Origin of the sequence: Deinococcus sp. Leaf326 (genome assembly GCF_001424185.1) — a bacterium.
Classification (GTDB): domain Bacteria; phylum Deinococcota; class Deinococci; order Deinococcales; family Deinococcaceae; genus Deinococcus.
The window spans coordinates 227017-240309 of record NZ_LMOM01000043.1 but is presented as its reverse complement, the minus strand read 5'-3'; the positions used below and the strand labels follow the sequence as shown (position 1 = coordinate 240309).

16 protein-coding genes, 1 tRNA gene and 1 pseudogene are annotated in these 13293 nt (G+C 69.5%); 11 read left to right on the top strand and 7 right to left on the bottom strand.

Going from position 1 to position 13293, the window contains the following annotated elements; genetic code table 11:
* Positions 1-18 precede the first annotated feature (18 nt).
* The 7 genes from ASF71_RS14740 to ASF71_RS14710 all read left to right on the top strand — a co-directional run bounded on the left by ASF71_RS14740 (position 19) and on the right by ASF71_RS14710 (position 4864).
* Entirely contained in the window at positions 19-702 is a 684-nt protein-coding gene (locus tag ASF71_RS14740) for a hypothetical protein (RefSeq protein WP_235514493.1), read from the top strand.
* 150 nt (positions 703-852) lie between these two features.
* The gene (locus tag ASF71_RS14735) at positions 853-1689 is read left to right on the top strand and encodes an SDR family oxidoreductase (RefSeq protein ID WP_056301602.1); all 837 of its coding nucleotides are present in this window, start codon (positions 853-855) and stop codon (positions 1687-1689) included.
* 203 nt (positions 1690-1892) lie between these two features.
* On the top strand, positions 1893-2117 hold the full coding sequence (locus ASF71_RS14730; RefSeq protein WP_056301600.1) for a transcriptional regulator: 225 nt from the start codon (positions 1893-1895) through the stop codon (positions 2115-2117).
* Positions 2117-2767, top strand: a complete 651-nt coding sequence (locus ASF71_RS14725; protein WP_056301598.1) for a MarC family protein — start codon at positions 2117-2119, stop codon at positions 2765-2767. The genes ASF71_RS14730 and ASF71_RS14725 overlap by 1 nt, the downstream gene beginning before the upstream one ends.
* A 176-nt stretch (positions 2768-2943) precedes the next feature.
* Entirely contained in the window at positions 2944-3504 is a 561-nt protein-coding gene (locus tag ASF71_RS14720; RefSeq protein WP_056301597.1) for an HNH endonuclease, read from the top strand.
* A 103-nt stretch (positions 3505-3607) separates the two neighbouring features.
* Complete coding sequence (locus tag ASF71_RS14715; protein WP_056301595.1) at positions 3608-4165, top strand: HD domain-containing protein; 558 nt, start codon at positions 3608-3610, stop codon at positions 4163-4165.
* Positions 4166-4486: 321 nt separating this feature from the next.
* Complete coding sequence (locus tag ASF71_RS14710) at positions 4487-4864, top strand: hypothetical protein (RefSeq protein WP_056301593.1); 378 nt, start codon at positions 4487-4489, stop codon at positions 4862-4864.
* A gap of 15 nt (positions 4865-4879) precedes the next feature.
* On the opposite strand, the gene ASF71_RS14705 is transcribed toward ASF71_RS14710, so the two are convergent.
* From ASF71_RS14705 to ASF71_RS14695, 3 genes are all read right to left on the bottom strand, one after another.
* Positions 4880-5290 carry a hypothetical protein gene (locus tag ASF71_RS14705; protein WP_235514492.1) on the bottom strand — a complete coding sequence of 137 codons (411 nt, stop codon included), beginning with the start codon at positions 5288-5290 and terminating at the stop codon, positions 4880-4882.
* A gap of 73 nt (positions 5291-5363) precedes the next feature.
* Complete coding sequence (locus ASF71_RS25570; RefSeq protein ID WP_255354745.1) at positions 5364-5498, bottom strand: hypothetical protein; 135 nt, start codon at positions 5496-5498, stop codon at positions 5364-5366.
* A gap of 133 nt (positions 5499-5631) precedes the next feature.
* Positions 5632-6864, bottom strand: coding sequence for a class I SAM-dependent RNA methyltransferase (locus ASF71_RS14695; protein WP_056301590.1), 1233 nt, complete (start codon positions 6862-6864; stop codon positions 5632-5634).
* A gap of 156 nt (positions 6865-7020) precedes the next feature.
* Here ASF71_RS14695 and ASF71_RS22910 point away from each other — a divergent pair, with 156 nt between their 5' ends.
* Positions 7021-7191 (top strand): hypothetical protein, encoded by a 171-nt coding sequence (locus tag ASF71_RS22910; RefSeq protein ID WP_235514491.1) that lies wholly within the window; start codon positions 7021-7023, stop codon positions 7189-7191.
* A 60-nt stretch (positions 7192-7251) separates the two neighbouring features.
* Here ASF71_RS22910 and ASF71_RS25820 read toward each other — a convergent pair.
* The 3 genes and pseudogenes from ASF71_RS25820 to ASF71_RS14680 form a co-directional block, all read right to left on the bottom strand.
* Positions 7252-7608: pseudogene (locus ASF71_RS25820) on the bottom strand (DUF952 domain-containing protein).
* A gap of 133 nt (positions 7609-7741) precedes the next feature.
* Complete coding sequence (speA, locus tag ASF71_RS14685) at positions 7742-9652, bottom strand: biosynthetic arginine decarboxylase (protein ID WP_056301588.1); 1911 nt, start codon at positions 9650-9652, stop codon at positions 7742-7744.
* Between the two features lie 205 nt (positions 9653-9857).
* Positions 9858-9933 (bottom strand) — tRNA-Asp (locus ASF71_RS14680).
* 114 nt (positions 9934-10047) lie between these two features.
* Here ASF71_RS14680 and ASF71_RS14675 point away from each other — a divergent pair.
* Positions 10048-10791, top strand: a complete 744-nt coding sequence (locus ASF71_RS14675; RefSeq protein ID WP_235514489.1) for a M23 family metallopeptidase — start codon at positions 10048-10050, stop codon at positions 10789-10791.
* Positions 10788-11756 (top strand): hypothetical protein, encoded by a 969-nt coding sequence (locus ASF71_RS14670; RefSeq protein ID WP_235514487.1) that lies wholly within the window; start codon positions 10788-10790, stop codon positions 11754-11756. The genes ASF71_RS14675 and ASF71_RS14670 overlap by 4 nt, the downstream gene beginning before the upstream one ends.
* Positions 11757-11805: 49 nt before the next feature.
* Here ASF71_RS14670 and apaG read toward each other — a convergent pair whose 3' ends face one another.
* Positions 11806-12195 carry a Co2+/Mg2+ efflux protein ApaG gene (gene apaG, locus ASF71_RS14665; protein ID WP_056301728.1) on the bottom strand — a complete coding sequence of 130 codons (390 nt, stop codon included), beginning with the start codon at positions 12193-12195 and terminating at the stop codon, positions 11806-11808.
* Between the two features lie 34 nt (positions 12196-12229).
* On the opposite strand from apaG, the gene ASF71_RS14660 reads away from it, so the two are divergent.
* Entirely contained in the window at positions 12230-13291 is a 1062-nt protein-coding gene (locus tag ASF71_RS14660) for a M42 family metallopeptidase (RefSeq protein WP_056301582.1), read from the top strand.
* Positions 13292-13293 lie beyond the last annotated feature (2 nt).

Genomic DNA, 13293 nt, shown 5'->3' with positions numbered 1-13293 from the left:
GGCGCTACGCTCGCAGACATGACGGCGCCGCTCTCTTCCCCCCCCGAACCGCCGGCCTTTCCGGTCTACCGGATGCGCGAGTTTCTGCCGGCCTTCTTGCTGGGCTGGGGGCTGGGCGCCCTGCTGACCTTCGGAGTACGCGCCCTGGGCGACGCCCTGCTCACCACGCCGTGCGCGGGGCGCACGCTGCTTTCGCTGGCGATGCCGCTGCTGCTGGGCCCCGGCGGACTGGGCTTCACGGCGCTGAGCTGGCGCCGCCCACGCCGCGCCGCCCTGGGCCTGGGGCTGGTCGTCGCCTCGCTGATGCCGGCGCTGTACGTGGGCGCACGCGACATCGGCGAACTGCGCACCACCGGCTGCGCGGGCGGCTACGTGGTCCTGGCCGCGCCGGGCACCCGCTCGGTCAGCACGCTCTCGCTGCGGGCGGGCGAGTCGCGCGACCTGACCGGCCGGATCGGCGGGTACACTCCCCAGACGCACCCCGGCGTGTTCCAGTTGAGTGCCCAGAGCAGCACGCCCAGCGTGGTCGTCACGCTGCCCAAGACGGCGGTGCGCGTCGGCGAGATCTTTCCGGTCCGTGTGACGGTCCTGGCGGGCGCGCCCATCAACACCTTCACGGCGGGCGTGCAGGCCAGCCAGACGGCCCCGGACGGCCGGGCCGTCGCCGCGGACGGGTCGCTAGAGATCGACGTGCGGCCCTGATCCTCCTGCCGGGCGCTCCCTTGGCCCGGCGTTCAGAAACCTGCCGGCCTTACCGTCCCAGCCTGTCAGAGCGCGTATCCAGAGCGGCGAACGGTTCGCGCCGCGCTGGAGAACGGACCGGCGAGCAAGCGGCGGACCGGGGAGGCACACATGAGCAAGGTCTGGTTCATCACGGGGACGTCAAGGGGATTCGGGTACGAGTGGGCCGACGCGGCGCTGGAACGCGGCGACAAGGTGGCGGCCACCGCCCGCGACGCGGCGAGCCTGCACGGGCTGGCCGAAAAGTACGGCGACGCGGTATTGCCCCTCACGCTGGACGTGAACAGCCGCGAGGCGGCCTTTGCGGCCGTCAGGCAGGCCCACGAGCATTTTGGGCGGCTGGACGTCGTCGTGAACAACGCGGGGTACGGACAGTTCGGCCTGATCGAGGAACTCAGCGAGGCCGAGGTGCGCGACCAGTTCGAGACGAACGTGTTCGGGGCGTTGTGGGTCACGCAGGCGGCGCTGCCCTTTCTGCGCCAGCAGGGCAGCGGCCACATCATCCAGGTGTCGAGCATCGGCGGGATCAGCGCCTTCGGGGGCATCGGTATCTACAACGCCTCCAAGTGGGCCCTTGAGGGCTTCAGCCAGGCGCTGGCGACCGAGGTGCGGCCCCTGGGGATCTTCGTCACCCTGATTGAGCCGGGCGGATTCGACACCGACTGGGGCGGCAGCTCGGCCCGACACGCGCAGCCCATGGAGGCCTACGCCGAGGTCCACGAACAGATGAGGCAGGCGCGCGCGACCCGCGTGGCCGCTCCCGGCGACCCGCAGGCCACCCGCAGTCCCATCCTGAAGATTGTGGACGCCGCCGAGCCACCGCTGCGCGTGTTCTTCGGTGAGGCGCCGCTGGCCATCGCCACCCGCGACTACGAGAGCCGCCTCGCCCTATGGCGTGAATGGCAGCCCGTAGCCCTCGAAGCGCAGGGCGGCGCGAAGCAGAGCTGAGCCCGGTATCCAGTCCACTACCGCTGCATACTTTCCCGCAGAGCTGCATAGCCTACTCGGAGACGTTTGTTCTTCCTTAACAACTGCGCAAACTTTGCCGGTATTTTGATCTCGAATGACAGCTCGGAGTGTCCGGCCCCTAGTCACCCGCCAGGAGGACACAAATCATAGTCTGTAGATTATAAACATGATAGTCTGGCCGGATGAACTGGGAACAGACTGAACACTACCTTCGCGAACAGATTCGGGCGCAGCCACGCGGTTTTCAGACCGCGCTGGCCGAGCGCCTGGGAATCTCGCAGCCCGCCGTCGCGCAGTTCGTCGGCGGCGGCAAGAGCATACCGACCTCGCATCTCTCGGCCATCCTGGACATGCTGGGGCTCGAACTCAGGGTGCAGCCCCGGAGTGACCAGGGAGCGCGGCCGTGATGACCTCCGAGATCGTGGCGATCGTCACGCAGACCTTTCTGACCATGCTGGTGGTCATGGATCCCATCGGGCTGGCGCCCATCTTCATCGGCCTGGCGGGCAACCGCCCGGCCTTCGAGCGCCGCCGCATCGCCCTCAAGGCGGCCCTGGTGGCCGGCGGCATCATCCTGGTGTTCGGGCTGGTGGGCCGGGCGCTGCTCGAACACCTGGGCATCAGCCTGAGCGCCTTCCGGATCGCGGGGGGCATCCTGCTGTTCATGATCGCGCTGGATATGGTCTTCGCGCGTCCCAGCGGCAGCAAGGAGACGCCCGAGGAAGAGCGCGAGGCCCAGGAACGCCAGGACATCAGCGTGTTTCCGCTGGCGATTCCGCTCATCGCGGGGCCGGGCACGCTGGCGAGCATCATGATCCAGGCGAACACGGCGCACGGCAACCCGGTGCTGCTGCTGGCGGTCTTCGCCATGACGGGCGTGGTGCTGTGGCTGTGCTACCTCGCCCTGCGCCTGAGCGGCCAGATCGGGCGGGTCATCGGCGTGACGGGCGTGCATGTGGTCACGCGCGTCCTGGGCGTGCTGCTGGGCGCACTGGCCGTGCAGTACATCGCCGACGGCACCCTGGAACTCATGCGCGGCGGCCTGCGCCCCGGTTGAGGCTGGAGCCGGGGTACGGACAACGTGGCCGGACACGCACCCCAGAGACGCCCCGGTGGCCCCGGAGACCGCGTCTCTCCTCCGGCCGTCCAGGCCGCGTCCCTGCGTGAACGAACTGGGCCGGCGTAAGCCACCTGGCGCAACATTTCCCTGATGGCCGCGCCCTAGAATGGGGCATGAACACGGCCGGAACTGGAGGGGAAGAAGTCCAACGACCGCGCACGGCGCCGGACCTGAACGCGCCGCGCGTCTTGGTGCTCAACGCGTCCTACGAACCGCTGCACGTCACGAGCGCCAAGCGCGCGATCACGCTGCTCCAGTACGGCGTGGCCGAGGTGCTGCAAAACAGCGAGGAGGTGGTGCGATCGCCCAGCACCGTCCTGCCGATTCCCAGCGTGATCCGGCTGCGGCGCTACGTGCGCCGGCCGCGCGTGCACCCGGTGCCGTTCAACCGGCGCAACGTGCTGCGTCGCGACACCTTCGTGTGCCAGTACTGCGGCAGCGGCGACGACCTCACGCTCGACCACGTCATGCCGCGCTCGCGGGGCGGGCGCCACGGCTGGGACAACGTGACCACCGCCTGCCGCGCGTGCAACCAGCGCAAGGGCAACCGCACGCCCGACGAAGCCGGCATGCCGCTGCGCACGCGCCCGCGCGCGCCGAGCTTCGGGGTCTACGCCCACGGCCAGTTCGCGCACTGGCAACCCGTATGGGCGCAGTACCTGGGCGCCCAGTAAGCCCGCCGGGCAACCCCAACCCCATCGCCGCCCGGACCTTCCCGGCGGCGGTTTTGCTCCGGTGAGCCGGCACGGCACGGTCCCCGACCCTAGACTGGGGGGCATGAACCGCGAGCAGGCCTACGCCCTGATGCTGGAACACACGCCCTCCGAATCGCTGCGGCGCCACATGCTGAACGTCGAGGCAGCGATGCGCGCCTATGCCCGCCACTGGGCCAGCCTGGGCGAGGCGGCGGACGAGGAGACCTACGCCGTCGCCGGGCTGCTGCACGACTTCGACTACGAGCGCCACCCGGACGAACACCCCGCCTGGGCCGTAGCGTACCTGCGAGAAAACACCGACACGGCCCCCGAGATCCTCGACGCGGTCATGGGCCACGCGGCCCACACAGGCACGCCGCGCACCACCCGGCTCTCGCAGACCCTGTTCGCTGTGGACGAACTGACCGGGCTGGTGCAGGCCGCCGCCCTCGTGCGCCCCGACAGGGACGTGCGGGGGATCGAACTGAGCAGCCTGAAGAAGCGCTTCAGGAACCGGGCCTTTGCGGCCGGGGTGAACCGCGACGAGGTCGAGCAGGGCGCCCGTGAGCTCGGCGTAGACCTCGACACACACATGGCGACGGTCCTGCGCGCCATGCAGGCGATGACCCCGGACGCCTGAGACCGGCTTGCCCCTGCCCCGCTCCCAGAAGGCGCCGCACCAGACCGGCGGAACATGAAATCTGATGTTGGCAGGCCGCGCACTAGCGCGGTTTCCGTCCCGGAGCGTCCGGCGAGGCGGCCCAACTCGTACCCGAAGGATGAAGGCATGTTCATGCAACTGGAGGACAGCCCTCGAGTTTGACTTCAGGGCCGCTCTGCGGCGAGTAAAGGCCAGCCCAGCCCACTTCTCAGCGCAGCGGCGGTCCTCCGAATCAGACTGGCGCCAGACAGATCCGGTTCCCGCACTCGGGGCCCCGGCTTCACTGCTCAAGGAGTTCCTATGCGCACGATGACCTTTACGCTCGCCCTGCTGTTCGCTTCCCCGGTGGCCCTGGCGACCGCGCCCACCCCTGGCTACGTTCAGGTCCAGACCTCCACGGACGACACGACTACCCCGGCCGATACCACAGCGCCGGACACGACCGACACCACCACCCCGGCCGACACGACTTCCACAGACACGACCGATACGGCCGTGCCGGGGACCACCAGCGACACCTCCACGAGCAGCAGCGTCACCGAAGCCCCCAGAGGCAACGACTTTCCCTGGGGCCTGCTCGGGCTGTTGGGGCTCTTCGGGCTGATGGGCCGCAACCGGCCCGCACCTGCACCTGTCCCCACTACTCAGCGCACCGTGACAGGCACCGACCGCCACTGAGCCGGGAAGCCGGGCTCAGGGACCGTTCTGGCGCGCGAGTTCCTGGCCCTTGGCCGACAGCACCCGGAAGGCGTAACGCTGCGCCTCCAGGGCAGTCCACTCGACCCGCTGTCCCGCGCAGGCGTCCGGCGCGGCCAGCTCGGTCCGGGTGGGGTAGCGGGTGTCCAGGCTGCCGCTGCGGTAGGTCTCCAGCGCGCGGGCCAGAGCCGTCGCGCAGTTGCCGGCAGCGGCGCGCGCTGTCGCCTCGCTGGCCTCGGGCAGCGTAGGCGCAAGGGTTGCGTCCTGGCCCTTGAGGCCTCGTACCTCAGCCTCCAACGCCGTGACCCGCTGCGCTAGTGCCGCCTGATCGGCGCGGACCTGCCGGTCCTGGCATCCGGCCAGCAGCGGTGCCAGCAGCACGGCGAAACACAGAGCGGCACGGTTCACGGCCTGCACCCTACCGTGCAGGGTCGGGGGTTGAGGCCGTCTCTAACCGTTCCGTGAAGCGGTGCAGCATGGCTCAGGCGTAGGTGTTGGTTATCCACCACACGTCGCCCTGCCGCACGAGGACCTGATGTTTCGAGGGAATCTCAACGAAGGCTAGACCGAGCGAGTTGATGCAGTCCGCCAGAGACGCCGGGGAACTGCCCGTCATTTCGTCTGCGTCGCCCCAGAGCTCGTGGCTCACCCTCAGCGAGATGACGGCCACGAGAAGCAACGCGGCCGCCCCAGCAAGTGCCCAGGCCCACAGCCTGCCGGCCCGCGGGGACAATTGCGGCGGGGTCATCTCAGCGGTTGAGGACGCTCACGATCTCGACGTGCGAGGTCTGGGGGTAGAAGTCGTGCGGGGTGACCTCGCCCAGCTTCCAGCCCCGGCGCGCGAACTCGCCGATGTCGCGCGCCCAGGTGGCCGGGTCGCACGAGACGTACACGAGGCGGTCGGCGGTCGAGGCGTGGATCTGCTCGCGGGCCTCGGCCTCCAGGCCGGCGCGGGGGGGGTCCACGACGATCACGTCGGTGCCGAGTTCGGAGAACCGGGCCGCGTCGCCGCTGCGGTAGGTGACGTTCTTCTCGCCGCTCAGGGCCACGTCCTGCCGGCCACGCGACAGCGCCTCGGAGGAACTGTCGAGCACCGTCACACGCCGGAAGTTGGGCGAGAGATGGCGCGCGATAGCCCCGGCCCCGCCGTACAGGTCCACGGCGTGTTCGCCGGTACCCGCCAGTTCGGCGGCGCGCACGTAGGCCAGCCCCGCCGCCGCCGGGTTCACCTGAGCGAAGCCGGTGGCCGACACGCTGACCTGCACGCGCCCGAACTGCTCGCGGATCTCGCTCTCGCCGGCGACGAGGCGTACGCCCGCGCTGAAGCGCCGCCCTGCCGGCTGCGCCAGCGACACGCCGGCCACCCCCGAGTCCATGAGGTGGTCGCTGGCCCGCAGGAACTGCTTGGGCTCGCCCGCCCCGATGATCGCCGCGACGACCTCGCCGGTAAGCTGGCTGGCCCGGAAAGCCACCTCGGTCACGGGGTCGAGGTGGGCGGGGTCGAGGCGCTCGGCCACGGCCCGGATCTGTTCCATGACGAGCGGGTCCTGGGTGAAGGCCTGCGGGCCGTGGCCCCGGCGCTCGCGGTAGGCCAGGCCCTGCGGCGTCACGAGGTACTGGGCAGTATTGCGGTAGTGCCACTCCTGCGGGCTGGGCACCGTCTCGCCGACCGTGTGCCGCACCTTGGCGATGCGGGTCAGGGCTTCTTCAACGAAGGCCCGTTTGAAGGCGAGCTGCGCCGCGTAGCTGGCGAACGCCAGATCGGCCGTGGGAAGCTCGGGGCCGTCTACCCGGTCAGGGCTGCGGCGCAGCACCTCGACCACTTCGCCCTGACGGACTCCTTTACCGGCGCGCAGGCGGGCGGTGACACGTTCGCCGGGCAGGGCGCCGCGTACCAGCACCACGCCAGACTCGTCACGGGCCAGACCCAGGCCTCCCGCTACAAGTTTTTCGATTTCCAGCGTGATGAGAGCATCCGACATAACGTACAGGGTAGCGCGGCGCGGCCCCCTGTATGGGCTGCGGCGTGCCAGTTCGGTTTGGGCCTGCCCGGAACTGACGCAGAATTGACGAACTCCTCAAGATTTTCCGGCTCACGCCTCTCATCTGCGCGGCGGCAATTGTCCGACACTGGGGGCATGAAACGCCTCCTTCCGCTGCTGGCCGCCGCCCTCCTGCTCGCCGGTTGCAGCAACCAGGGCAGCGATACCTCCTCATCGTCGTCGACCACCACCACCAAGACCTTCGACCCGTCGGGGCAGCCCGCCGGCACCTCGACCACGACGACCACGACCGAAAGCAACAAGTAACGCCCCACAGACACAGCGCCCGCACGGGCCACCAGCCCGTGCGGGCGCTGTGTCCTGGGTTCATGGTCCCCGGAGCAACCCAGGCAGCCGGAACGTACCGTCCGGTTCCGGGGGAAAGTCCAGGACCCCGACCACCGCGTCCAGATTCACCGGGCCGTAGAGATGAGGAAAGAGGTCCCTGCCCGGCCCGGACTCCTCTCAGCGCAGCTCGGAGTGAAGCCGCTCGGAGGCGATGAGCAGAAGCACGAGGTCCGGCTGGCCCCGGTACAGGAAGTCGGCGACCGCGAGAAGCTGCCCCGCATCTGGCCGCGAGGCGTGGATGAAGCCCTGCGTTCCCAGAGTAGGGGCGGTGTACTCCCCGACCGCCAGCGCCGCCGTCCACGCCGCGCGGGTCGTGATGTGGGCGACGGGGATCATGCCCACCGGCTTCCGTGGGTCCCGTAGACCACCCGGAAGGGCGCCGGGCGGCTCACTTCACGCCCGGCACCCTTTTTTCTCCAGCTCGCTCCGCGCTCGTCAAACCGCACAAGACGCGAGTTCACCGGAGTGCTCAGCTCTCATACTCCAGGTACGTGTAGCCCAGCAGCTCCTCACCGTAGGCCTCAAGTAGCTCGTTTTCCTGGTCAGTGGTCAGGATGCCGGCCTTGATCGCCACGTCGGCTTGGTCCTCGATGGCGTCGCGCAGCATGGGTTCCTCGTAGCCCATCGACTCGATCATGCGCCGCGCCTTCTGGCCGCGCACGAAGAGGTCGATGTTGAACTTCCCGCCGGGCCGCACCGTGACGTGCGCCTCGCTGACCTTGCCGAACAGGTTGTGGGCGCTGCCCAGCACGTCCTGGTACGCGCCCATCAGGAACACGCCCAGGTAGTAGGGCTGGTCGCCGGGGTCGTGCAGGGGCAACGTGGCCTTGACGTCGCGCAGGTCGATGAACTTCTCGATCTTGCCGTCGCTGTCACAGGTGATGTCCACCAGCGTCGCCTGCCGCGTGGGCTTCTCGGCCAAGCGGTCGAGCGGCACGATGGGAAACAGCGCCTGGATGGCCCAGTTGTCCGGCAAGCTCTGGAACAGCGAGAAGTTGCAGATGTACTTGTCGGCCAGGACTTTTTGCAGGTCCTCGAGTTCGTCGGGAACGTACTTCTCACCCGCGATCAGCTTGGCGATCTTGCGGAGGATGGCGTTGAACAGCGCCTCGCCGCGCGCCCGGTCCTCCAGCGTCACGTAGCCGAGGTCGAAGAGGTTGTGCAGCGTGCCCTTGTCGCCCACAGCGTCGTTGTACGACTCGCGGTAGTTACGCGCCGTGATCTTCTCGAGAATCTCCTCCATATCCTTGACGACCTGGTGGCTGTCGGCGCTGGGGGGCGCGAGATTTTCGAGGTCACGGGTCGGCCCGGTCACGTCGATGACCGGCAAGATGAGGACGGCGTGGTGCGCGGTCAGCGCGCGGCCCGACTCGGAGACGATCACGGGTTCGGGCACGTTCCTCGCCTTGCAGACCTCCTGCACGGTGTAGACCACATCGGCGGCGTACTCCTTGACCGTGTAGTTCATCGAGGCATAGAAGGTCGTCTTGGAGCCGTCGTAGTCCACGCCCAGGCCGCCGCCCACGTTGAGGTACTTGAGCTGCGCGCCCGCCGCGATGAGGCCCGCATAGGTCTGCGTGGCCTCGCGCACGGCGACCTTGACCCGGCGGATGTCGGTGATCTGCGACCCGATGTGGGTGTGCAGCATGACCAGCGAGTCGAGCATGTTCTCCTGGCGCAGGCGCTCGACCACGCGCAGCAGTTCGTAGGCGTTCAGGCCGAACTTGGCCTGGTCGCCGCCCGACTCCTCCCACTGGCCCGAGCCGCGCGCGTGCAGCTTGAAGCGCACGCCGATGGCCGGCTTGACCCCGAGCGCCCTGGCCTGCTTGAGGATGCGGTCGAGCTCCGTGAACTTCTCGATGGTGATGACCACGTTCTTGCCCAGCGTGCGGCCCCACAGGGCCAGCTTGATGAAGCCGTCGTCCTTGAAGCCGTTGCAGCACAGCAGGGCGTCGGGGTGCATCTTCTGCGCGAGGCACAGGGCCAGCTCGGCCTTGCTGCCTGCCTCCAGGCCGTGGGCATAGTCGTAGCCGGCGGCGGCCACCGACTCGACGACCATGCGGCGCTGGTTGACCTTAATGGGAAACACGCCCTGGTAGTGGCCGCTATAGCTGTACTCGGTGATGGCCGACTGAAAGGCCTCGTTGAGGTGCTTGACGCGCCCGGCGAGTACCTGCGGAAAACGCAGGATGACCGGCAGGCTCTCGCCGCGGTCGACGATCTCGTCCACGATGGCGCGCAGCGGAGCGTGCAGGCCCGGCGTGGGGGTCACTTCGAGCGCGCCCTTGTCGGACACGCGGAACCAGCCGCCTGCCCAGTTGGGCACTTGGTACAGTTCGGCGGCGTCGGTGGTCGAGAAATTGGTATTGGTGGCAGTCATGCGTGGCGTCCTCCCCAGAATGTGGATAGGCTCGCCGTGCGCGGGGTTCGGAGAGGGCCGGGCAAAAGGCCCACTCAACGGACGCCGTGCGAAACCGGGGCGCATGATAGGACAGGCGGGGGCCGCAGAGTGTCATCTGGCGCGGCCGGACCCCGAGTTCGTCACGGAACATGAAAAAAGCGCCCCCATGAGGGGCGCTTTGTGCTGGCGGTCCGGACGGGATTTGAACCCGCGACCTTCTGCGTGACAGGCAGATATGCTAACCGCTACACTACCGGACCAGCGGAGAACAAGGTACGGGTCACGGGCGCGGAAGTCAAGCCGGGGGGCGCGGCGGCGCACGCGAAGGTGCCCTGCGCTACCGTGCCGCACCCACGCCCGCGCGAGCATTCGCCATGTTCAAGCTGAATCTGTTCCGGCGAGGGCGGCGGGTGGGCCTGGGAATGGCCGGCCTGCTGCTCCTGGGCGGCGCGCTGGCCCACTACGCCGCGCCGCTCCCCCTCTCGGCCACCGCGCCGCCTTCCCGGCAGTTCGGGCTGCCCTTCGCGGACGCGCCGGGGCCCGACACCTGGTTGTTGGGACAGGGCTACGGCAACACCACAGGGTCGTACCGGCAGCGGCGCAGCACCTACGGCAACCTGCAGGGCATCCACGCGGGGCTGGACTTCTCGGCGCCCTGCGGCACCCCGGTGCGCGCTATCGGCGACGGCCGGGTGGCCGAGGTGGACGGCACCCACGGTAGCCCGCCGCACAACGTCGTGATTGACCACGCGGGCAACCTCAGCAGCCTGTACGGGCACCTGCGCGTGCGCTCCTCGATGCGGGTCGGGCAGCAGGTCAAGCGCGGACAGGTCATTGGCGAGAGTGGCGACTCGCAGTTCACCTGCGTCAGCGCGCCGCACCTGCACCTGGAGTTGCGCGACCGCTCGCACCAGCGCTTCTTCAACCCGGTGCCGTACATCGCCGCCGACTGGGACACGCTCGCCCTGGCCGGGGGCTTCGGGCGCGGCTACGAGTACGACCTCGACCAGCCCCGGCGCTGGCAGACCCCCGACACCCAGCCGGGCGCGCTGCGCGGCGGCCCGCTCCTCAACGAGTTCCGGCGGCCCTGGCCCCCCGCCCCCGGAGGCGCGCGGTGAGGCGCGCCCGTTCCTTGGCGCTGGCGGCGCTGGCACTGAGCACCCTGGCCCCCGCCGCCACGCTGCCCTCGCAGGCCGTCCTGAGCGGGACGTGCTGCCCCGGCACGGTCTGGGCGCCGGATTCGCGCTCGCTGCTGTTTCTGGACGGCCCCCCGGCGCGCGCCGCGACCGGCATCTACGAGGTGCCGGCCGGGGGCGGCGAGGTCACGCGGCGCTTCTCCTCGGTGGCCTTCTTCTCGCCCCGGCTGCTGTGGGCCGTGCGCCCCGGCAACGGCGAGGCAACCACCCTGGAGCGGCTGGCCGACGGCCGGCGCTTCACCCTGCCCACCTACGGAAGCGACGTGGCCTGGACGCGCAGCGAGACGCGGCTGGCCTATGCACGCAGTGATACGGGCGGCAACTACGACCGCCGGGCCACACGGGTCTACGTCGCCAACGCCTTCGGAGCGCCGCGCGCCGTGGCGACACTGTACGGCGGCGGCGTCTCGGGGTGGATCGGCGAGGATACGCTGCTCCTGAGCGGCAAGCTGGCGCCCGGCGACCGCGACCGCGACCTGTTCACCCTGAACGTCCTGACCGGCGCGAAAAAGACGCTGCGCACCGCCCTGGGCTTCCGCGCGGTCGCCCTGAGCCCCGACGGTCGGCGGGTCGCGTACACGGTCGCCTTCGACTCCGCGGCGCGCAACGGCCTGTGGCTTCAGGACACGGCGGGAGGCGCAGCGCGCGAACTGAACGTGTTCGGATCGTACCGCTGGCGCGACGCGGACCGGATGCTGCTTATCCCGCTCGGTGGCAGCGGGCCGCACGTGCTGAGGCAGTACAGCGTGGGCAGCGCAGCCTGGACCACCCTGGGCGACCTGGGCGATCAGGTGCGCCAGAGCGACTGGAACGTGAGCCCCGACGGCGGCCGGCTCAATTTCCTGAGCGCAGCGAGCGGCAACGTGCGGGTGCTGCGGTTGCCTTGAGGGGCAGGGCAGCGGACGCCGGCCCGTATGCTCCCGCCGCCCCCGTCCCTCAGTTCAGGACCCGTTCGCTTCCCGTATCCAGCCGGAAGGGAAGGACGGGCACCTGGGCGCTCTGGCCCCAGGCGTCGCGCATGACGTAATGCCCCGCCATGACGCCGGGCGCGGTGTCCAGCGTCACGAAGGAGTTGTAGGTGTAGCGGGCGCCGGGCGCGAGGATGGGCTGCTCGCCGACCACGCCCTCGCCGTCTACGGTGATCGTGTGGCCGCGCGCGTCCTGGATGTCCCAGTGGCGCGCGACGAGTTGCCAGGTGTCGCCGCCCCGGTTGTGCAGGGTGATGACGTACCCGAACACCTGCCGCTGCGCCGTGCTGTGGTCAGGGAGATGGCGCACGTCCACCTGGACGTCGATCTCAGGGTCGGGCACGGGTGAGGGGGTCATGGCGACAGTGTAGGCGGGCGCTACACTCCGGCCCATGAGCCCGACCAGCGACTACATCAACCGCGACTTCCTGTTCGCCCTGCTCTCGCAGGCTGCTCCCAGCGGGGCCGAGCGCCGCGCCGCCGACGTCTGGAAGAAGGAAGCCGCGACCTTCGCCCGCGTCAGCGAGGACCACTACGGCAACGTGTACGCCGAAGTCGGGCCCGAGGACGCGCCCGCCGTCGCCCTGATGGGTCACCTCGACGAGATCGGCCTTATCGTCTCCTACGTGGGCGACGAGGGCTTCTTGAGCGTGCTGCCAGTGGGCGGCTGGGACCCGCAGGTGCTCGTGGGCCAGCGTATCCGGCTGCTGGCACCCGGCGGCGACCTCATCGGCGTGATCGGCAAGAAGGCGATTCATGTCATGGAGGCCGACGAACGGACCAAGGCCAGCAAGCTCGAGGACCTGTGGATTGACGTGGGCCTGAGCAAGGACGAGGCCCAGGCGCAGATTCCGGTGGGCACCTACGGCGTCATCGAGCAGGGGCCGGTGATGGTCGGCGGCAAGGTGGTCAGCCGCGCGCTGGACAACCGCGTGGGGGCGTTCATCGTCCTCGAGGCGCTGCGGGCGCTGAAGGACACTGACCTCAAGCACCGCGTGGTCGCTGTGGGCACCACCCAGGAGGAGATCGGGCTGTTCGGCGCGCACCTCAGCGGGCACCGTCTGGACCCCATCGCCGGCATTGCCGTGGACGTGACGCACGAAACCAAGCAGCCCGGCGTGAGCGAGAAGAAGTACGGCGTAGCGCCCTTCGGCTCGGGCGCGAACCTGACGGTCGGGCCGATGCAGAGCCCCGCCCTGCTGCGCCGCCTGACCGACGCCGCCAAGGCCGAGGGGATTCCGTACACCCTCTCGGCCACCGGGCGTTACAGCGGCACCGACGCCGACGCCCTGGCCCTGGTGCGCTCGGGCGTGCCGACCGCCGTGGTCAGCATCCCGAACCGGTACATGCACAGCCCCAGCGAGATGGTCGACGAGCGCGACGTGAAGGCCTGCATCGACATCATCGCGGCGGGCGTGCGCGCGCTGGAGGCGCAGCCGGACTTCACGCGCTGAGG

Bases quoted from the DNA above. Each gene is read 5' to 3' on its own strand.
- ASF71_RS14740 (WP_235514493.1), top strand. From the start codon at position 19: ATGACGGCGCCGCTCTCTTCCCCCCCCGAACCGCCGGCCTTTCCGGTC.
- ASF71_RS14735 (WP_056301602.1), top strand. From the start codon at position 853: ATGAGCAAGGTCTGGTTCATCACGGGGACGTCAAGGGGATTCGGGTAC.
- ASF71_RS14730 (WP_056301600.1), top strand. From the start codon at position 1,893: ATGAACTGGGAACAGACTGAACACTACCTTCGCGAACAGATTCGGGCG.
- ASF71_RS14725 (WP_056301598.1), top strand. From the start codon at position 2,117: ATGACCTCCGAGATCGTGGCGATCGTCACGCAGACCTTTCTGACCATG.
- ASF71_RS14720 (WP_056301597.1), top strand. From the start codon at position 2,944: ATGAACACGGCCGGAACTGGAGGGGAAGAAGTCCAACGACCGCGCACG.
- ASF71_RS14715 (WP_056301595.1), top strand. From the start codon at position 3,608: ATGAACCGCGAGCAGGCCTACGCCCTGATGCTGGAACACACGCCCTCC.
- ASF71_RS14710 (WP_056301593.1), top strand. From the start codon at position 4,487: ATGCGCACGATGACCTTTACGCTCGCCCTGCTGTTCGCTTCCCCGGTG.
- ASF71_RS25570 (WP_255354745.1), bottom strand. From the start codon at position 5,498: ATGACGGGCAGTTCCCCGGCGTCTCTGGCGGACTGCATCAACTCGCTC.
- ASF71_RS14695 (WP_056301590.1), bottom strand. From the start codon at position 6,864: ATGTCGGATGCTCTCATCACGCTGGAAATCGAAAAACTTGTAGCGGGA.
- ASF71_RS22910 (WP_235514491.1), top strand. From the start codon at position 7,021: ATGAAACGCCTCCTTCCGCTGCTGGCCGCCGCCCTCCTGCTCGCCGGT.
- speA (WP_056301588.1), bottom strand. From the start codon at position 9,652: ATGACTGCCACCAATACCAATTTCTCGACCACCGACGCCGCCGAACTG.
- ASF71_RS14675 (WP_235514489.1), top strand. From the start codon at position 10,048: ATGTTCAAGCTGAATCTGTTCCGGCGAGGGCGGCGGGTGGGCCTGGGA.
- apaG (WP_056301728.1), bottom strand. From the start codon at position 12,195: ATGACCCCCTCACCCGTGCCCGACCCTGAGATCGACGTCCAGGTGGAC.
- ASF71_RS14660 (WP_056301582.1), top strand. From the start codon at position 12,230: ATGAGCCCGACCAGCGACTACATCAACCGCGACTTCCTGTTCGCCCTG.